14 protein-coding genes and 1 pseudogene are annotated in these 20,400 nt (G+C 37.9%); 2 read left to right on the forward strand and 13 right to left on the reverse strand.

Going from position 1 to position 20,400, the window contains the following annotated elements:
• Positions 1-7 precede the first annotated feature (7 nt).
• From FTU44_RS05395 to FTU44_RS05425, 7 genes are read right to left on the reverse strand one after another with little or no spacing between them, the layout of a single operon-like run.
• Complete coding sequence (locus FTU44_RS05395; RefSeq protein WP_071850189.1) at positions 8-1,231, reverse strand: MFS transporter; 1,224 nt, start codon at positions 1,229-1,231, stop codon at positions 8-10.
• A 42-nt stretch (positions 1,232-1,273) separates the two neighbouring features.
• Positions 1,274-2,482 carry an NAD(P)/FAD-dependent oxidoreductase gene (locus FTU44_RS05400; RefSeq protein WP_180049744.1) on the reverse strand — a complete coding sequence of 403 codons (1,209 nt, stop codon included), beginning with the start codon at positions 2,480-2,482 and terminating at the stop codon, positions 1,274-1,276.
• Between the two features lie 26 nt (positions 2,483-2,508).
• Positions 2,509-3,438 carry a VOC family protein gene (locus FTU44_RS05405; RefSeq protein WP_071850191.1) on the reverse strand — a complete coding sequence of 310 codons (930 nt, stop codon included), beginning with the start codon at positions 3,436-3,438 and terminating at the stop codon, positions 2,509-2,511.
• 10 nt (positions 3,439-3,448) lie between these two features.
• Positions 3,449-4,213 (reverse strand): SDR family oxidoreductase, encoded by a 765-nt coding sequence (locus FTU44_RS05410; protein WP_180049746.1) that lies wholly within the window; start codon positions 4,211-4,213, stop codon positions 3,449-3,451.
• Entirely contained in the window at positions 4,206-5,273 is a 1,068-nt protein-coding gene (locus tag FTU44_RS05415) for an aromatic ring-hydroxylating dioxygenase subunit alpha (RefSeq protein ID WP_180049748.1), read from the reverse strand. Before FTU44_RS05415 ends, FTU44_RS05410 begins: the two co-directional genes overlap by 8 nt.
• A 15-nt stretch (positions 5,274-5,288) precedes the next feature.
• The gene (locus FTU44_RS05420) at positions 5,289-5,588 is read right to left on the reverse strand and encodes a recombinase-like helix-turn-helix domain-containing protein (protein ID WP_071850194.1); all 300 of its coding nucleotides are present in this window, start codon (positions 5,586-5,588) and stop codon (positions 5,289-5,291) included.
• Positions 5,589-5,616: 28 nt separating this feature from the next.
• Positions 5,617-5,922, reverse strand: coding sequence for a non-heme iron oxygenase ferredoxin subunit (locus tag FTU44_RS05425; protein WP_071850195.1), 306 nt, complete (start codon positions 5,920-5,922; stop codon positions 5,617-5,619).
• A 248-nt stretch (positions 5,923-6,170) separates the two neighbouring features.
• On the opposite strand from FTU44_RS05425, the gene FTU44_RS05430 reads away from it, so the two are divergent.
• Positions 6,171-6,989: an IclR family transcriptional regulator gene (locus tag FTU44_RS05430; RefSeq protein ID WP_180049749.1), complete on the forward strand. Its 819-nt coding sequence runs from the start codon at positions 6,171-6,173 to the stop codon at positions 6,987-6,989.
• A gap of 89 nt (positions 6,990-7,078) precedes the next feature.
• Positions 7,079-7,289: pseudogene (locus FTU44_RS05435) on the forward strand (transposase); the annotation flags it as partial.
• A 298-nt stretch (positions 7,290-7,587) separates the two neighbouring features.
• Here the strand turns inward: FTU44_RS05435 and FTU44_RS05440 are convergent.
• From FTU44_RS05440 to brxF, 6 genes are all read right to left on the reverse strand, one after another.
• On the reverse strand, positions 7,588-8,322 hold the full coding sequence (locus tag FTU44_RS05440; protein ID WP_180049751.1) for a hypothetical protein: 735 nt from the start codon (positions 8,320-8,322) through the stop codon (positions 7,588-7,590).
• Entirely contained in the window at positions 8,322-10,352 is a 2,031-nt protein-coding gene (gene pglZ, locus FTU44_RS05445) for a BREX-3 system phosphatase PglZ (RefSeq protein WP_180049753.1), read from the reverse strand. The genes FTU44_RS05440 and pglZ overlap by 1 nt, the downstream gene beginning before the upstream one ends.
• On the reverse strand, positions 10,345-13,197 hold the full coding sequence (locus FTU44_RS05450) for a DEAD/DEAH box helicase (protein ID WP_180049755.1): 2,853 nt from the start codon (positions 13,195-13,197) through the stop codon (positions 10,345-10,347). Before FTU44_RS05450 ends, pglZ begins: the two co-directional genes overlap by 8 nt.
• An 11-nt stretch (positions 13,198-13,208) precedes the next feature.
• The gene (locus FTU44_RS05455) at positions 13,209-16,028 is read right to left on the reverse strand and encodes a DNA methyltransferase (RefSeq protein WP_373686004.1); all 2,820 of its coding nucleotides are present in this window, start codon (positions 16,026-16,028) and stop codon (positions 13,209-13,211) included.
• A 143-nt stretch (positions 16,029-16,171) separates the two neighbouring features.
• Positions 16,172-19,900, reverse strand: coding sequence for a DUF6079 family protein (locus FTU44_RS05460; protein ID WP_180049757.1), 3,729 nt, complete (start codon positions 19,898-19,900; stop codon positions 16,172-16,174).
• A gap of 24 nt (positions 19,901-19,924) precedes the next feature.
• A complete protein-coding gene (gene brxF / locus FTU44_RS05465) occupies positions 19,925-20,362 on the reverse strand; it encodes a BREX-3 system P-loop-containing protein BrxF (RefSeq protein ID WP_180049759.1) in 438 nt (145 codons plus the stop codon).
• Between the last annotated feature and the right edge of the window lie 38 nt (positions 20,363-20,400).

Below are 20,400 nucleotides of genomic sequence, written 5' to 3' on the forward strand. Positions count from 1 at the left end.
TTAAACATCAGTAGCGTTTTAGTAATGGTGCCAAGAAGAAGGAACCAATCACGGCAACGGCTGCCAAGAACGTAATACCAATATTAAAACTGCCAGTTTGCATCACGATTGCGCCAATAATTACAGGCGCTGCTGCGCTAGCAAAGTTACCTAATCCATTAAAAATACCGCCTGCGGTTGCACCAACATCTGCTGAAGTAATGCGTGCCAACAGTGCAAACACTGCCGCGACACCAAAACCCCAAGCCATTGCACTTAAAGACATGGCTAAAATCACTAGCATTGGATCTTTCGCAATGACCATCACATACATAAAGATGCCTGCAATCAGTAAACCGCCGCTGACCTGAATTGCCCGTTTGCCTAGTTTGTCTGAAAGGAATGCACCAGCCACTTCACCAATCAACATGGCAATAAATGGCAGACTTGAATAAATGCCAAACTCTTTTAAGTTGAAGCCTTTATCTTGAATCAGATAAGACGGCACCCAACTGTTTAGACCCCATAAATAGGTCATCAAAGCGATATTAAAAATGCATAGCAGCCAAAAAGAACCATTGCCCAGCAAGCTTTTGGTATTGCTCAAATGCGTTTTGAAATTTACGCGTTTGCCAACGCCTTCCAAATCCACGGTACGTTTCAGCTGTAAGTTACGCAGGCCATACACAATCAGTATCAATACAATGAAGGTCAATGCCCCCATAACAAAGAACGTGGTGTGCCAGTCATAGTGCGCCAAAACAAATGCCGTTATCGGGAAGCCTAGGAATGCGCCAATTGGGGTCCCGAGCAGGAACATGGTCGAAGCGCGCGCTTGCTGCCGGTCGGTATAGGTTTGTTTCACAATGGTATAAGCCAATGCAAATAATGGGCCTTCTGCCAAACCGAGCAGTACACGCAGCGTCATCATCGTGGAATAATCTGTCGTGAAACCCATCAAGAACATCAATAGGCCCCAAGACGTCACACTCCAAAACAGCATTTTTTTAGGGCAGAAAATGTCGCCTAAAAAGCTTAAAAACATTGATGAAAAGCCATAAGCCAACAGGAAACTGGTCATCAGCCAGCCCAGTTTAGCCTTGTCTTGTCCAATGCCCATCGCATTTTGGAAGGTCTCATCTGAAAACAAGACAGCAATACTGATTTTGTCAAAGAAAGCCAGTACCACGCAGATCATTAAAATGATCGCGGGTGTCCAATGCTTTAATCCTGTTTTTGCATCATTATCCATGGGTAAATCCTTTCATTCATGGGCTGATATTGTTTTAAATGCTTACTTCAATTTCATTAAATTAAAGTCTGGATCTTGCAATTGAGCTGGATCCAATTCGCGCTGGCTGGCCATCCATCGTTTTGCCAGTTTGATTAATTTTGAATCATTCACTGCAATCATATTCAGCAATTGATTCTGTTCATCTAAATAGAAAAAGCTGATCTGTGTATCTGAGGTTTGACGGATCACCACCTGATGAGTTTTTTCAGGCTGATAAGTCCCTAAAATCTGAATGTTACATTGATACTGATCTGACCATAACCAAGGGATATCCTGATAGGCCGTCATCTCACCCAACATTGATTTAGCTGCAGAAATAGCTTGATTTTGCGCATTCGCCCAAGACTGAATGCAGTATCCGAGTGATGGATGAATCGCCACATCGCCTGCAGCATAAATATCGGCATCGGATGTTTGGCCAAATTCATTTACCACAATGCCATCTTTAACTTCTAGTTCAGCTAAAGCAGCCAATTCCTTTGCAATTTCCGCACCTGCACCCACCACCACACAATCAAACTGCTTTAATTTAATATCCGCATCAAAAACTTCAACTTTCTGATCAGCTGTTTCGATCAAATGCAGCTTGGTGGCATTAAGATGAGTGGCCGTGCCCGCATCTTCATGCAATTGCTTTAAATAATCTGAGACTTCAGGACTCACACTGCGTGCGCAAAGACGTGAACCGTATTCAAAAATTTCAACGTGCTTGCCCTGCTTGCGTGCAGTGGCTGCAATTTCAAGACCAATCCAGCCGCCGCCAATCACTGCAATGTGCTCTGCCGACTTAAATTTTTCAGCCAATTTTTGGCAGTCTTTAATGTCGCGCATGGTGTACACGTTGTGCATGCTAGACCACGCAGAAACAGGAATACGCGCACGGCTGCCTGTCGCAATGAGCAGCTTGTCATAAGGTAGGATTTTTCCGCTTTCCAAATGTACGGTTTTATCCGCCTTATCCAGTTTTACAGCGTGATCTGGCTTATGCCAAGTCACTGAAAAATCATTGACCTGATCGGCAGAAAATAAATTCAAGCTTTCAACTGCCGCTTCCTGCGACAGTACTTGCTTTGACAATGGCGGACGCTCATAGAAGACCTGATCTTCATTGGATACCACATGAATTTCACCGCCAAAACCTTGACGGCGCAGCGTATGCACTGCCCAGCCTGCGGCTTGCCCTGCACCCACAATTACAATCCTGTCCATGCTGATCTCCTTATCCTGATTGGGCTTTAAGCGGGTTTAATCTGACGGCGGGTTTCATGATCTAAACCGCCTTCAATTGCCCACTCAGTAAACAGCTCCAAACTATGTTCTTCTTCACGTGGCTGCCACTCTTCTGTCAAATAATCATCATTGGTGTAGTACTCAAAAGCACCGCCCAATGGTGAGTTGACATACCAGAAATACGCCGATGAAATTGGATGTCGACCGGGACCAATAAAAGTCGACCAGTCTTGACGGTTCATGCTTAAACCGCCGCCAATCACTTCATGAATATCACGCACCACAAAAGCCACATGGTTTAAGCCAGCAGGCTTATTCGGAATCGAAAGCAGGAATAAATCATGGTGAAAACCCTCACCACTGCAGCGTAAAAATGCACCGCGCTTACGGTAAGCATCGGATAAATGGAAGCCGACTTTTTCAATATAAAACGCTTGTGTGGTTTCCAAATCCGGTGTGAAAAATACCACATGGCCAATCGCCACAGGTTCTGCTTTTTCATACACAGGACTGGCTGCATTCACGCGCTGGATATTACCAAATTGATTAATGCCTTCGGTTTTCGCTTGCGGCAATGCATGAGTTATACTTTTTTCAAATACAATGGTCATACCATTTGGGTCAAGACACTGCACACGTTCTGCTGAACGGCTAAAGCCCGGCTCATTGGCTAAATTAGCCGCCAAGGTTTCAAAATCCTGCTTATTTTCAACGCCCCATGTCACTTCACGCAGTGTTGAACCGGCTTCAATGGCTGCGGGCAAACGTATATCAGCAAGATCAAACAGATAAATTTTGCTGCCATTTTGAGTTTGATATAAATCTGCGCCATCAATATCAGAGTCAACAGCTTTTAAGCCAAAATCAGCTAAAAAGGTTTTCGCCTCTTGGCGGTTTTCGACACCAAATTTAAGGACTTCAATTCCTGTAATCATGTCTCGCTCCTTAATTAAATACAAAACCGCCGTTCACAGGAATATTCTGCCCGGTGACAAAAGACGATAGATCTGAAAGCAGATAAATCGCTGTACCGTTAATATCCTGTGGAAGCTGCTGACGCTGTATTGCTCTTCCATTAACGTATAAGTCATGACGTGATTGCGGCACATATTCTGTCGCTTCAACTAAAGTCAGCCCCGGGCTGATGGTGTTGACACAAATATTATCTGGGCCTAATTCACTGGCCATCGAACGGGTCATGGAGATAATGGCACCTTTACTGGCTACATAAGCCATCAACTTTGGTGCACCCCATAAAGCGGTGTCTGAGGCAATATTGATGATCTTTCCTTCACCTGAAGCCTTTAAATGCGGGACACAGGCTTGTGAAACCAACCATGTGCCTTTGACATTGACCGTCATGACACGATCCCAAAGCGCTTCGTCATAGCCCATCATATCCACACCGCCAACACCTGTTGCCAGCGCTGCACAATTAATTAAGCCATCTAATCCGCCCAAAATATCGACTGCAATTTGCACCGCGTTTTGAATAGATTGTTTATCCCTGAGGTCCATCATCACCGATGAAACTTTCAAGCCGTTTTTTGCCAAGGCCTGCGCTTCTTTATAAACTAAATCCGCCAAGATATCTGCCATGACTACCACAGCGCCTGCCTCAGCTGCAGCCTGTGCAAAATCCCGTCCTAAGCCGCGTGCCGCACCGGTGATCAGAATGCGTTTGCCGGCTAAAATTTGCAGGCTAACCATTGGCAGCATCCTTCATTTCAATACGGTTATCGTCTTGCGCTTCAGCACGCATCGCCGTAATTTTCTTGATTTGCTTTTCTGCTTCTTTTTTCATCATGCGACGCAGGCGTGAAAGACCAACATCGTGCTGATACAGGAATTCATGCTGGCGTGCATTTGGCGCCATGTTTTCCAAAATAATACGGTCTTGTTCGAGTACGTCCCAATGCAATTTTTCCAAATAGTTACGGTACATGAAACGCCACACATTCCGTTGCCAGCCAGAAACTTTACGGCAGCGCCAGAAGAATACACGGGTGTTTTCCGCATCAATTGGGGTTGCAAAGCCGACAATCCAGAATACGCCGCCTGGACCAAATTCTTTACGGTATGGAATCGATAAACGCAGCCATGCAGCGCCGGTCTGACCGTATTCCACCCAATCAAAGTTCACACCGGTTTGACCCTCTTTTTCGAAGATAAAGCCTTCTTTGGTTGCGCGGTGTTTCATTTCAGCTGTGCGCTCACCTTCCGCCATCGAGTGTGATGTGCAGTGCAGGTAAGTGCCATGCATTGGATCCATCACGTTATCAATCGCATACTGATGATTGACTTTCCAATCTGCCATACACAGGAATGAACTCCATTCTTCGCTGGCAAGCTGTTCTGGCAAGCTTAATTCTACTGGTGCTTCTTTATCATCAATTCCGAACCAAATAAAAATCGCATCATGCATTTCTTTGACTTGATAAGACTTCACGCAGTCACTGCCTTTGAGCGGGCAATCATGCACTGCAGGCACATCTTCCACCACGCCATCGTGACGCACTTCCACACCGTGATACCAGCAAGCAACGCGGTTTCCGAGGTTCCAGCCCAGTGACAAACGTGCGCCGCGGTGCGGACAGCGGTCTTCTAAAGCATGTACAGCACCTTGATCATCGCGCCATACCACAATGTTTTCGCCTAAACGAGTAATCCCGACTGGATTTGAACCCACTTCCCAACTTGCCAATACGGGATACCACTGATCACGCAGACCGAGATCCAAATATTGTTCTAAATTCATTTCTGTAGTCATAATGAAATCCTTTTCTTAGTAGCCTAGACGCTGCATCTCTTTCGAGAAGCTTTCAGTAGTCCATACATCGCCTGCCACTGTTCTAAACCCTTGCTGATTTAAAGCATCGGTTAAAGCATCTAGCTCTGTCACATCATTGCTAAAGGCTTGAATGAGATGCTGTACTAAATCCAATTCGTACTGGCTAGGTGCATAGCTGCGGTTTTGCCAAACCAAGTGCTCGACCTTGCCCGGAATTTGAATATTGTTGATGCCTGCATCAGTAGAAGGAACTGCATTAATCCATCTTGTAAGTTTTTCATTAAATTCTTTCATGTGAAATCTTCCCTTTCTTTCTTAGCCCTTAGAATTGAATCTGAACTTCACCGTTCTCAACTCGTATTGGGTAAGTACATAAATCTCTGCATCCTGGGCCACTTTCCAATGCACCAGTTTCTAAATTGAAAATCGCTTCGTGCAGTGGGCATTCAACTGTGAGTCCTTCAATGAAGCCTTCAGTTAGCAGTGCGAATGCATGTGGGCATACATTTTCAACCGCGAAGTAATTTTCCTCGATCACAAAGACACCAATCTTTTTGTCTTCGATTTCAACCGCTTTAGGTTCTTCCTCAGCAACATCACTCACGTTACAAACAGATATCCAGTTCATGTGCTCATCTTCCATGTTTTATATACAAAACAATATTTAATATTTAAAACTATTTGAATAGAATAGTCTGTGACCGATTTAATTGTCAATTTTTATAAATTTATATTTTTCATATACATATTAAAAAAACACATTTTGCAATGTTTTATTTAAAAATAAATGTTTTATATATAAACATTGTTATCTTGTTTTTTGCTCGCTAAAATAGCTAAATTAGGTATAAACTTAATCAAAGATGAGCTTGGCAAATGAATTCAATTAATACAGCTGCCCCAGTAGAGCAAGAAGCGGAAACTAGTAATGATGAACGTTATCTAGTTCCAGGTTTGATCCGAGGGTTAGCAATTTTAAAGTTATTTGATCAACATCATCAGGAAATGACTATTTCTGAAATAGCGGAAAAAATTGAGGTCAACCGTTCTAGTGCCTTCCGTCTAATTCATACTTTAGAACATTGTGGCTATTTAAGAAAAATGTCGCAAAAGGCCTATGCGTTGAACAGTAATGTGATGGAACTAGGTTTTAACAGCCTATCTAAATCTTCTTTAACTGATTTGGCTACACCTATTATGCGCACGTTGCGGGATCACATTAAAATTGCAGTACATTTATCTGTATTAGAAGACACTGATGTAGTCTTTATTAGCAATGTGCAATCGATTGGCCCATTCACTAGCACTGTACATATCGGCACACGCTGGCCTGCACACGCGACGGTCATCGGTCAATTGATTTTGTCACAGCTCCCTGAAGCAGAAGTTATTAAACGTTATGAAAATATGAATGACTGGAAAGTATTCTCTGAACGAACACCTAGCGATCTCAATTCATTACTTGCCCGTTTAAATGAAGTACGTAAAATGTCATTTGCTGTCAGTTGGGGGCATTTCAATACAGATATGGCCGCTTGTGCTGCGCCTATTTATAGTCAATCCAGCCAAGAAGTGGCTGCGGTACTCTCTGTCAGTTGCCCACTCAGTACTTATACTGAACAGGAATTTCGTGGTGAAGTGGCTGAAACAGTGGTGGACTACGCAAGACAGATTTCTAAGTTTGTTTATATTTAATTCATCATTTCTGTTGTTTAAATTGATAAACAAGCCATCTTCAAAATGGCTTTTTTCTTCATATGTTTTTCACATGGTATACCTAGCAAAAAGGCAAACAAGATCGAAATCAAACTTACTCAGATACAGCGATTCAATGCTGTTTTAGCATAAAATTTCTATTTCGACTTTCTTTGCGTATGGTCGCAGGATTTTTGCATAGTCTTATTAAACTATAAATTATCGGGTTTAAATTGGACAGTTCCAGCTTATTCAACTCTTTTCAGAAGACAAAAGCAGACTGGTATTTCGATTAGCTATTTAATTTTCAATGACTCTAAATTGTCCAAGTCTTTGCTTGTATCAAGTTTTAACCTTTGAATAGCTGTAGCCATATCTGAGTAAGATCTAGTATCCATATTTTCCTCTATGAATCCATTTGTATCTAACACCTGCTACAATCTTTTTTCTTTTACTATCATTTTGAGATGGTGGCAGTTGAACTGACATTATTTTTTTATAATTAACAGCAAGATATTAAAAGAAACTCACAAATAAACATCCAATATTTACCCATAAAATATAAAGAAGATGGCTATAAGGCCTTCTTCTTTTACTATTAATCAAAATGCAATTTCAAAATAGTTTCATGTACGCCTTGATGCACAATTTCAAACCTTTCTGATCGATTGATCTGAAATGCGCCATGTGGTAATTCGAAACAAAAAAAAGCTGGATCCGCAAGTAACTCGTTCAGTGAAATGGTTTCTCTTTGATTAGAGTACATTACAGACTCACATAGCCAAGTAGCAAACACCGGATCGTGTAACTTAATTTTTGCTAAAGATTTTACTTTAGCTTTATCTGAACAATCTAATATATTCCATTGGCTTAAACTTTGGAGAAACCGTGCAGCTGCTCTTTTTATACTATCTCTATCACCATGTAATTCAATTACTCGACGATAAAACTCTTCATTAGAAATTTCATCTTGTAATTTAAACAATCGTCCTAAGGTACGACATAGCGAGTAAAAGAATGGATAACTCGAAATCATGAGCCCATAATGGATCACTGTTCTCTCATTATTATTTGCTTGAATATAAAGTTGCTTCGCATCAGCTTTAAATTTTGGATTAACACCATCACTCTTAATCCATACACCTGATAAGACATTTTTAGTTTTTCGCTTACTAGTATCACCTTGAATATAAGGAGCCAGATAATCATCAATCAACATATGAATATCTTTAGGGGCTTTTCCTTCAATAACCCACTTCGCAGTTTGGTCAAGCCAATCCAGTGAGACATATCGCTCAAATCCAATTAAAGGTTGTTTTTTCTTTACACTCATTAACTACTCGATATTCTGATATAAGGCACAATCACCTCCTCAATTGTCACTCCACCATGCCCAACTATACTTTCACCTATTGAGACAAAAGCATTACGCCCTGTTGAAACAATAGGACAAAAATTTGAAGGAAGTCCTAATAGAGGCCATTCTACAACATCGCGTGATTGATTGTATTTCTGAAAAATATCAGCCCTTAAAGCTTCTGTTTTATATATTCTAGTTCTCTCTCCACGGGATTCTGCAATCGAGCCTTCATTAACCTTACCAGTTCCAATTGCCTCTACATTTCCATGATCAGCAGTTATATAAATTGAAAAACCTAGTTCATTTAACTTACTAATCAAACAATTAAGATACCCTCTTTTTGCCCATATTTTAATTTGATTATGCATACCAATAGAACCCAATTTCATTCCGTGCATCATGTCATCTACGGTATTAATAACCAGACCTATGGCACGTAAACGATGATCACACAATTTATCAATCAATACGTCAAGATTGTCCAATCCTAAGTTTTTTTCATAAAAGATTTGCGTTTCAATTAGTCCCTGTTCAAGCCAGAAATTTTTCCATAATTTATATTCTGAACTAGTGGTGAAAATTGAATTACTAAAGTGAAATGGGGCTTTGGCAGAGAATAATGCTTGGCGTGATACTGATGTCACTGTTGGTACCCAAGCAAATACACATGACTCCTTAATCGCTACATTGAGATTAAGCTCATCTCGTATAGTTATCCATTGATCTAGAGCTAGTCCATCTATAACGATTAAGGCAACTTTTTTATTAGAATCTTGACTCAGCTCTCGAGCCATATGCTTTGGAACATGATGCAACATTGCTGGAGGTGAAGGTGGGTGATTCAGCAATCCACTATAATTTACTAACATCCACTCTAAAAAACGTTGATCAATTAAATTTTGAAATGTTTTAATTTCTATTTTATCAAAGAATCTTGGTTCAAAATAATACAGATTAAGCAGTTCCGCCCAACGCTTAGAAAATTGATACCACATTTGATGCCTATCACTTTGGTTAGGAATCGTCTTATGACAAAGTTCAAATAGTTCGTCAGCTTTTAATTTCTTGTCTCTATCTGTATTTGTTTTTACACCTATCAGGCACCAGTGATCTTTGAGTATTTCTGGATTCGACACTGCAATTGGCTTTAATAGACCTTCTATAAAACAATTTTTAATGTAAATTCGAACATCATCATGACCAAAAGGTAATAATGTCCTATCTTCCAAAATTGTATTATGGTGAATTAATTCATTCGTAAATTGATTTCTTGATTCATTTTTCTCTTTTACAATAGTTTGTACATAATCAGACCACTTATTCTGTAAAAAATCATAAAATGACTTTTTATTACTCAGAATTTCTATTAATGGCCAGTCAGTAAATTCTTTTCGCTTCTTAAATATTGAGATTAATCTATCTCTTAATATTTGAGGCAAAGCAATATCCCGATAATTTAAACTTAGTAATATTCTCAGTAAATCTGATGATGTTTTGACTATCTCGGGAGCAACTTGATATACATGACGCAACACAAAGTCCAAACTTGCAATATTTCCTAATTGTCCAGGCGTGTATTCAATAAGTGCTTTATATAATATGTCGAGTTCTTCTGATTCAAGTTGATTCAAAACATCTGAACAAATATCAGGAAAACTATCCCTCAAAGATAGGGAAACAATTTTTGCATTATTATAAATATCAAAGGGTAGCTCACGAGCACTAGAACTATTTTTGTTTAAACTAATCACTAAAGTTTTGGAATTTACACGTTTGCTTTCACAACTATCTATCATAAATTTTGTTTCATAGAAGTAACGTAGCGCAATACTATTATCATAGTGATAATAGTCATAATCTCTGGAAGCAAGTATTTTTTGAATACCTGGCTCAACCATCAAGTTGTCTGGGTCTTCAACAATAAAAATTTTTGCTAATCCAGGTTGTAATTCATCCAAAATACTATCGCGCCAATCCCCTTGTTCATAATAATTATTAAACACTCTCAGACCTCATAGGTATTACTTTTAATATCAACACAGCACGTAAATCAGGACTTATAGATTTCAGAACAGTAAATTTTTTTTGCCATTCACTGAATTCTTTTTCAAGTAGTTGCAACCGATAATTTCGTACTTCTGGCAAACCAATACGTTCTAATGCTCTGCGTCGTACTAAAAAGGCATATCCTTTTTTTTCTTTCTCTTTTATTACCTGTTCCTGATATTTATTTTTTAATGCCTCAAATAATTTCTTACCTTCCTTTACTGCTTCCAGTTTCTGTTTATCGTATAGAATTGTGTCATCGCTCCTATTTTGTAATTTACTATCGAGGTTATCTGATAATTGTGAGTCGATATGAATATCATTAGATAATAGCGCCTCCCAAATTCTTTTTGCTGTTGCAGAATAGTTCTTACCTTCTAAATCCGTATATATTGGTAAATAAATATCTTTGCGATTCTCATGCAATTCAGAGTCAATACTTATCTTCCATAATGACCAAACCCCATTTACTGTCTGAGGTATCGAAGCTATTGTTATAGAAGGAATTTTTTGGTCTTTTACCCAGAATGGTATATTTTTAATTAGCTTCTTAATTCTAGGTTCATCTAACCCGATAAACTTCGTTTCTTGTTTATTCTCATGATCTATTTGGAATGTACAACTTTTCCAAATCTCTCCATCAGGCCAATTTAGTTGCCAAATTAAGTTATCAATTTGTTTGATGTTTTTAGAATCATATTGTTCCAAATAGCTTAAAACCATTCGCTCTATCCAAAACGAAAGAGGATGATTTTTTATTTGATCCACTTGATGGATATCAATCGGTGTATCATCAGAACATAGTATTTTACTCTGTTGACTTATTTTTGCTTGTTCACGAATTTCTTCCAAAGCTTTCACAATTTCTTGATCAATCGATTCAGGATGCTGAATAGCAGTAGTATAAATTTGATCAAATAATTGACTAGCTTGTGCAGAATCAAGAACATCGCCCGTTTTATCTACGCCAAACTCCTCTAGTATAATATTAAGTTTTTCTTCTAATACCTCACGGACACGATGTTCCACAGTATCTTCAAATACCAAATTAATAGCACGAACCACATGTTTTTGGCCAATCCGGTCAACTCGGCCAATTCGTTGTTCCAGCCTCATAGGATTCCATGGTATGTCATAATTAACAATGACATGACAGAATTGTAAATTTAATCCCTCTCCTCCAGCATCAGTCGAAATTAATATGCGACAATGAGATCTGAAATCTTGCTGAACTTGTTTACGTTGTTCCATACTCATGGAACCATTTAACATTGCAACTGATATACCTCTATCTTTAAGAAAATCAGCTAATGCAACCTGAGTAGTCACAAATTCCGTAAAAATGAGAATTTTTAGATTAGGGTCATTTTCCTCTCGCTGAAGTAAGATTATTAACTCCAATAAAGCATCAGCTTTAGCATCTATTCTTTGATTAACACACTGATTTGCCAAAGATAATAAATACTCAACCTCCTGTTGCTCATTTTTCAGCGCCTTACTTCGCCGAGCTAATTCTTTATGATTGAATAGAGCATCTACTTGTTGCTGACCATCTAAATCTTCCCATTCTTCAATGTTCAACAGACTCTCCTGTTGAACAATGGTTGGTTTATTGAGTACAGCTAACCGCCTCTCTAAAGCCATTTGAATTGCGGATGGACTAGACACAACTAGACGTTGCATCAGTATCATCAGAAATCCAATAGCATTTTGCTTAGTTTGTATTGCCTGATTGTATCCCTCTCGGACATATTCAGTGACGGCATCATAAAGTGCTTTTTGAATTTGATACTGGGGTTTCCATGCCACACTTTTAAGTTCAGTATATCTAGGTTGAAATAAAGCATGACCTTCACTATCTATAGCGTGTCTTTTTTCTGTCCGAATGACGTAAGGTTTTACTCGTTCCTGATTTACACTTGTAATGTCAGGAAAATTGTCTCGATCCAATAGAGACATTAATCGATAAAACCCATCCGTTTTTCCTTGATGTGGCGTTGCAGATAGTAATAGAAAATAAGGAGCTGCTTCAGATAGTCCTTGACCTAATTTATAACGTGCGACCGTATCCGTACTTCCTTGTAACCGATGCGATTCATCCACAATAATTAAATCCCATCCTGCAGATATGACACCCTCATATCTTTGCTGATTATACTGATTGATTTTATCTAAGCTCCACCCTCTTCTTTTTTCTATTGGTTTAATGGAGTCCATAGAACAAATGACTTGATCATATTGAAGCCATATATTTCCCTCTACGTCATCAGCAGTCATTGGTGAAATAAGATGAAATATTTCATTGAAATGATTCATCATTTCACTTAACCACTGAGTAACTAGTCCTTTAGGAGCAACAACCAAAATACGCTTAACTAAACCACGCAGTTTCAGTTCGCGCATTATGAGGCCCGCTTCAATCGTTTTTCCTAAACCCACCTCATCTGCTAAAAGATAACGAACGCTCTGATTTTGACTAAGTCCACTCAAAATACGATTTAAACATTTCAGCTGATGCGGTAATGGAATCACCTTACTAGTTATAGGAGCAAATAGTATGTCGTCGTTTTGAATATTCTCAATCTTACTTGCTGCTGCTACATAAGTAATATATGCAGGTGAAATTTTCTTTCCATAAACTATGGGTTGAAGTTCTCTTAAAGAAAGTTTTACAACACAATCACTTTGGGTTAACCATATCCAATATAAATCTTCATCCCAAAGTGAATAGTGTTCAATTACTTTCCCAGCTTGCTGATGGGCCTGAGACCACACCCATTGTCCTATAGCAAATTGAGTCAATTCATATTCCTTTAAAAGAATCCAGTATTACCATGACGGGTTTGGGCTTGGTCATACCACATCAGTAGTTTTTCATCCTCTTGAAGCAAACTTTCCGGAATCTTTTCAGCAATATGAATAATCGTCTCATAATCACGATCTTTCCAAGCTTTTTTAAAGCCAGCCCGTACTGCCTCCATACGAACTTGCTTAATTTTTTTACCGCTAAAAGTTTTATATTCTTCAAATTGCTTTAACAAATCACGCTCTCTTAACGCTTGTAACTGTTCTTCATTATTTGGATCAGGTACAAACCAACGATCTTTCGCTTTTGCAAGCAGTTCAGGATCATCTTTCTCTAAACCACGAAGCTCTTTAAAATTCGTTGATAGATAACTATGGATTTGAGCAGGAACAAGTCCCTGTCCATTAAACTTCAAGAAATTTTGTTCAAGTAATTTTATTAACTCTAACTGGACCTCTGCTTTTTTCCAGCCTGCTAATTCACTCATAAACTTCGGTTGAATATCTTGATAAGTTTGCGGTTTATCCAAAAGTAATTGGCGCAACCAATCAATCGCTGATGCTTCATCATGAACAAAAATACTAAGTTGACGTAATTTCGTACTACTCATACGTGCTTTGTCATATTGAGCAACTTGCTCTGGTAGAAAAATCATTCCGTCTCTTTCAGAGAATCTTTCTATTAAACCATTCTGAAATTCTTTAGATGACAATGGAACATCTCGCATATTACGAACAAAATATGCTACAACTTGGTCAAATAAAATTCGTGGATCTCGTTCAGGCACTTTTACTAATTCATTACCTTCACGTTTTATAATTGGGAGATAACTTAAATGAGAGCGGATGAAATCCCATACTCCATCATCATTTGAATCATTAGCAATCAATTTTTCCAAATTGTCTTTTGGTTTGTAAGCGGAGATAACCAGATCTTGTTTAACAGCTGTTGTCGTTGTAACAGCCTTGAAACTACCTTGCTTTTTGTCTAAAGCTGATATATTCGAAATCAAAAATCCTGCTTCAGTCAATGCTGCTTGTATGTTGTTCCATACACCTGAACTTGTATTAGAGAATTCAACTGTCAACCATCTACCTGGTTTTAGAATACGGTACGCCTCTTTAAATCCTTGGCTCATCAGATGTCTATATTCATTAGCACCTTTCTCTTGGACTTTATTTTCAATAGCCTCTTTTTCATTACTTGTTTTAACTTTCAGCCAAGCTTCCCATAGTATATTTAATTCAGAATAATTAAGATTAGAACCAAAAGGAGGATCAATAAATAAATAGTCTAAAGAGTTGCTTGTGATGAATTTAGAATCAGTAGTACTTTGACAGGATACTAAAGCCCCTTCGTGTGCCCAAGGTAACGCTTTGAAAGCTTTTGTAATAAAATTGAGATTCCTTTCAAAAGTTAGAATTGGATTGGGTGGAGTTGTTAATGCTCCAACATAAAGAGTACCAGCTAAAGGCCCCCCTCCTTTTTTATCCGCACGAAAACGTCTCATCCTAGAAACGTAATTACTTGAAGATGTATGGATAAATTTTATGCAATTTGAAATTCGATTCTCTCTGCCCGCCTTATGCCAAATAGTAGACAGCTCAATCAACCCACTTTTAGGATAAAACAAATGTATGTTTGTTATGCCATGTGATTTTTTAGGCTGCTCTGTATTATAACCTCTTGGTAGAGAATCAACTGGAAACCAATACTTAGGGGTTAACTTATTTATTTCATTTATTAATTTTAAATCATCTTGATCTGGTTTTTTTTCATATCTCTTGGTATGTAATGAATAATTAATTAAAACAGGGACTTGTTTGGCTTGTTTTATTATAGTTTTAGTTGGCTCATCTAAACTGGTGGTCCAAACTTTCTCTAACTTACTCTTCGTTAGTAAAGCGTTACAATGCTGGCAGTTAAACTCTTTTTTTATATTCCCTTGATCATATTCAACCGCAGCATCCCAAAAGATTATTTCGTTTGCACATGAAGAACAACTAAATACATCCGACCACAAAATATGATTTATACGACCTTTTTCCCCATTTGAATGATAGGTTTCAAACATCCATCCACACTCATTTTCAACCTCTAAGATTATTTCTTTAGCCTTTTCTTCTACTTCTGATACATTGACAGGACTATTATAGTTATACGCTATAAATGTAGCGATAGGAGATAAATCATTTAAAATTGCTCGTCTATTACCTAATTTTGAGAAAGGTACCCACTCTGACTTCTGAGTGATTACATCCCTTTCTTCTTGTAAAATTGTTCCATCGGCCAGCACCTTATAACCCAATGACTCTACTGTTTCTTTATCTCCACATAATTGTGCAGCTATTCCCGTCATACCTGTTCCACAGAATCCATCAAATACTAAATCGCCTGGATTTGTATAATGTAAGATATATCGCATAATCGCTTTGTGTGGCACTTTTGTGTGATAACTATGTGCATTATAAATTGGATCATTTTTACCTTCACTTACATCAGCTGCATAAGGCTCACGTTTATACTCCTCGTTTGGATCGTAAGGAGTCCCATAAAAACGAATAAAATCTTCCAAAAATGGATTTGGGCAAGCTGTATAATAAGGTGGATCTGATAAGTTCAGGATGTCTTCATCTTCGCCAATTGGAAATCCTTCAATTTTCCGAAATTCAGGATCCTTTAACTTTTCTGCCAAAATTGCTAAGTAATAATCACGACGAGCTTGGTCATTTTCAAAAGTTTTTCCTAAGCATTCAACTGGACCTGATTCTTTTTCAGAAAGCTGATTTGGGTCATCTAAATCTAATGACAGTACTTTATCGTTCACAAATGGATCCTTGTTACTAACTCTCTGCTTCGTTTACCTATATCTTTTATAAATCAGATAAACTGAACTTCACATTTCGAGTATCTATTTCTTAAATTGGTTACTTTAAAATTTTAAAGTAACCAAGCTCTTTTATTAAATATCTACTTCAATACAATACGGACTTTACTTAAATCTTGCCCACGACATTTCTCAGTAATAAATTGATCTAAGCGCTGTTTAATCTGATCTACTGTAGCAGCAGTCCCATTAGCAAATAATGCATCTCGAATTTGATCACTACTAATTTCTACTGGTACAAGCCCCTGTAAAACAACTCTCAATGCTTTAATAAAATCTTGGTCAATTGACTTAGGTAAGCTACGAGATTTTATAAACTCATCAATAGGTGCTCGATCGACTTCACTTAGCAAGCCCAAACTTTCTCTAGTTATTGGATCTTCTAAGTTTTCCAATAATGTATCAGTCCAACTTTTTACTAATACATTAAGCTGGTCCTCAAGCAACTGAAGTTTCTCACGTGCAGAAATTGTTAAATCTTCATTAACAGGCCTGAAATCTAAATTACTAGGTACAGGATCCACCTGTAAATCTTTCTCTAACAACACACCTTGAGTACGTAAACCTGCTAACTTATTACGGTATTCAAGCAACTGATTGGTTGGCAAAATATCAATAGTAGATATTGCCTGTAATTGAGTTAAACGCTCATCATTCATTAATGAAGCTTTACGCTTATCTTCTGCCATTGTCAGACGATATTTAGCATACAGACTCGCATAAATCTGAATATAGTTCGTTTTAACTTCATTTAAGCGCTGAGATATTACATTAATAAAGTTAACTTTTGATCGCTCATGGATATCTCCTAATTGTTTTAAAATATCCAAACGTGCAACAGTAACTTGATCATTCCATTCGTGATCTCTAGGCAATACACTTTCTGCTTTAGATAAATACGTAGCCAGCGGGGTAATATCAGCAACTAATTTTTTCAGTTTTTCAATATTTTCCAATTGAGTGAGATTCTTTTGTTGATCAATGACTTCTTCAGCACTGTATTTAAAATTCTTCAGCTTACCAACCGTACTATATGCTTGCAAACTCTCAAAGAAATTTTTGCTCGATAAAAGTTGTTCTTTGTAATGTTCTGCCTCTGATTCCGAAAGAACGTAACTCCCCCAAAATGGTAAACGGTCACGCAAGCTTTGTAGAGCACTAACAAGTCGGTAAACTTTTTTGCTAATTTGATCTTGTAATAATGAAATACTGCCATCTTTATTTTGAGAAATTTCAATTGCAAGACCTGGTGGAAGCTCTAACAACTCAAATAAGGCCTGCAAACCCGCAATATTCCAGTCTTTCGGTGGCTCAATATGCTTAAAAGCAGCGATATCGTTAACTGATGTAGCTACCAAGTCACTCAATTTACTTGCGTCGAATTTATTGCCTGGAATTGCTAAAACAATATCTCCAGAATAAACCAATGCAGCTAATATAACAGCTACCCACTCTGATTCTAAACGATAAGCTCCTGGTTCAAAATAGTCGACCCCATGCACTGTTTCCATAATTTCTGCACGATTTAGCACTTGACCATGAGGCTTTTGCTTAAGTTTAGATAAGAGGTTGCTAGCATACTTAGATTGAGCAGGTACAATTCGATTGCCGTCCAGCAGTTCCAGTGCATCTAGTACCGCCGTAGCTTGTTTAGTCGGATTCCCACCTGCTATAAAACGGATTACATCTTTTGCATATTGTTCTCTATTTCGACTTGTTACCAGCACTGAAAATTTAGGGTACTCTGGAGCCAAACTTTCAAAATGATGGGCTAAGCAGATACCTGCTACTGTATTAACCAAATCACGAAAATTGATTCTTTCATTTCCACTCACACCAGCACGATCACGTAAACTCTGACCTTTAACCCAATCCATTATTGGCTTACGTTTACCTTGATAAACGATTTCAAAAGCAGTTCTGTTTTCCTGCAGCCATTTGTTAATTTCTCGTTGGTAAGCTTGTAATTTCTGCTCATAGACTGCTTTAGCATGGCCAGAGGAAGTACCAGCCAAGTCGATAGCTGCAGCATATTTTTCAATAGCTGACTTAAACACATGATCATATCCAGCTAAATAAAATTGGACTTCATCAGCCAATTTATCATCTTTAACTTTTGGCGTATCAAATGGCTGAATGAAATACAGGTAAAAGTCTCTTGGTGGATATGCTGTGCTACGCTCTCTAGGTGTCCCAAAAAACAGCCATCCCAAACGCCCCGACATACGTTCTCGCCATTCAATTTCATTACCCCATAAATTACGATAGGTCGTTGAAGGTAAGTCTGAACACTCTAGAATATTATATAAAGACTGATGGTATGCACGATTTAAGGCTTCGGAACTTAATGTTTCTGCACGTTGTTCAATGATCGAATCAAAATCTTCTGTTTTCTTTAAATCTATGTAAAATTGATGATTATCAGGATTATGTGAGATAAATTGACCACTAACAGTCTTATGAATTTCTCTCAATACCGTTTCTACTTGAGATAAAAGATCATCTGCAGGCTCTCCCCCTAAATCCTCAATACCTGTTTGGTACAGACATAAATTATCTCGTAATTCTTGAGCAGTAGCCCCCATTGGGGTGTAAATATCACCTACTGTCAAACGATGTAAAGACAGAGCATTCACAATACGTAAAGCCATATCTTTATATACAGGTCGAGTAAAACTATGAGTTACACGATCTTGTAAAACACTACTTACATTAATTACTTCACGAATATCAGGTAATGTTCGATATCCTGCATCTGAGCTAAGCTCCTTCCAATAACTATCGTATGCTATGACTCCCGGATAATTAGTTGGAATCTCCTCACTAAGTAATTTTGACATGCTAATAGATAGACTTTTAAGAATCTGACGCTTTTCGACTGCTGAAACACGCTCGAATGTATCTATATAATCAGGATGTACTGGAAAAAGACGCACAAACTCATCCATTTGCTCATTCATTTTATTATAGAACTTTGCAAATGGTTTTAAATATTCACGGATAATCGCCTGTTGTGTTGCTGTTTTTTTCAATAAACGTTCCGCAACTACATACTTAATATCATTACGAGCAATAAAAACTTGTTCAAAACGGTCTTTTACACGTCTCAAACGATCTGAAATAAATTGAAAACGATGACTGTCAAAAATTGCTTCCTGAATACCAGCTATGTAACGAAAATTAAGTTCCGCACATGATTCTGCCATTTCTCGCATGAACCCTAAATCCTGCACGACTTGCTGATCTTTTCTCGAATCTAAATAATCAAGCAGTTCATCCACAACGAATAATAATCCATGATTAGGATAGACATGATGGAACGCGGTCATCATATCTTCAAAACATGGCTTATGGTTAGAAACCATATCTGCTGAGGGGAAAATATATTTAACACCTAACTTCTCAAGCTCTTCTGTCAAGAGTCTCGTTACGATGTCTCGTAAAGACATTTCAGATGCTGCACTTACTTCTGCTCGTATCACTTTAAACTTACCAGCAATACCTGTTGCAGCTTCTGCAACATTAGAATTGCTAATATAATCTGCTAACTCTGCATGCTCTGCGACACTGGAAACCACTGACATTAAGTGCGATTTACCGGTACCGTAGTTACCAACAATTAGTAATGCCTTATTATCATGAGGATTTGAAAACTGTAATTGTTTAAATATAATATTTATTATTCGCTCAGCCATTTCATCTGAGATTACATAGTTTTTAACCATAGTCTCCGCGACTTGATGGTCATTGGCTGCTCTTAATTGTAAAACCGTTTCAATTGGCTCAAAATTAATTAATTCACCGTATTTCATAATCAATCCATTAATGTCTTAGTTTTAAATTTCAATAATTAAATCTTTGATATCTTGATATCTGTAAAATTTATATTCAGGATGGCTGGGTTGAGCATATGTCAATCCAACTTTACGATCAAAATAACCAGGCCATACTGCTACAATAGTTTTATCTCTGGAATTTTGTAGTAACAATTTGAGAGGATCTATTGCAAGGCTTTTATCAAACAAAATTTCTAGTCTACGTAATCCAATAAGCTCTGATTCATGACTTTGAATAATTTCACTAAAAAGATCTGAGGCATATACACCTCTATTTTGCTCAGGTAATAGTAGTAACCTTTCTGAAAGTTGTTGTCCTATATTAATAAATGATATTTCACTCAAATTTTCTGTAGAAATATATGTTTCATAATTAATAAGGAGAGCCAAACGTTCTCTTTTATTGTGCAATGAGGAGAGAGCTTTAATAATTTCCATTTGCATCACCCCTGTAAAATAAATTGCGTGAAAATTTA

The organism is Acinetobacter sp. YH12105, assembly GCF_013419095.1.
GTDB classification, from domain to species: Bacteria; Pseudomonadota; Gammaproteobacteria; order Pseudomonadales; family Moraxellaceae; genus Acinetobacter; species Acinetobacter pseudolwoffii.

What these genes read in the sequence shown, in the direction of transcription:
- FTU44_RS05395 (WP_071850189.1), bottom strand. Translation starts at nt 1,231, where the DNA reads ATGGATAATGATGCAAAAACAGGATTAAAGCATTGGACACCCGCGATC.
- FTU44_RS05400 (WP_180049744.1), bottom strand. Translation starts at nt 2,482, where the DNA reads ATGGACAGGATTGTAATTGTGGGTGCAGGGCAAGCCGCAGGCTGGGCA.
- FTU44_RS05405 (WP_071850191.1), bottom strand. Translation starts at nt 3,438, where the DNA reads ATGATTACAGGAATTGAAGTCCTTAAATTTGGTGTCGAAAACCGCCAA.
- FTU44_RS05410 (WP_180049746.1), bottom strand. Translation starts at nt 4,213, where the DNA reads ATGGTTAGCCTGCAAATTTTAGCCGGCAAACGCATTCTGATCACCGGT.
- FTU44_RS05415 (WP_180049748.1), bottom strand. Translation starts at nt 5,273, where the DNA reads ATGACTACAGAAATGAATTTAGAACAATATTTGGATCTCGGTCTGCGT.
- FTU44_RS05420 (WP_071850194.1), bottom strand. Translation starts at nt 5,588, where the DNA reads ATGAAAGAATTTAATGAAAAACTTACAAGATGGATTAATGCAGTTCCT.
- FTU44_RS05425 (WP_071850195.1), bottom strand. Translation starts at nt 5,922, where the DNA reads ATGAACTGGATATCTGTTTGTAACGTGAGTGATGTTGCTGAGGAAGAA.
- FTU44_RS05430 (WP_180049749.1), top strand. Translation starts at nt 6,171, where the DNA reads ATGAATTCAATTAATACAGCTGCCCCAGTAGAGCAAGAAGCGGAAACT.
- FTU44_RS05440 (WP_180049751.1), bottom strand. Translation starts at nt 8,322, where the DNA reads ATGAGTGTAAAGAAAAAACAACCTTTAATTGGATTTGAGCGATATGTC.
- FTU44_RS05460 (WP_180049757.1), bottom strand. Translation starts at nt 19,900, where the DNA reads ATGAAATACGGTGAATTAATTAATTTTGAGCCAATTGAAACGGTTTTA.
- brxF (WP_180049759.1), bottom strand. Translation starts at nt 20,362, where the DNA reads ATGGAAATTATTAAAGCTCTCTCCTCATTGCACAATAAAAGAGAACGT.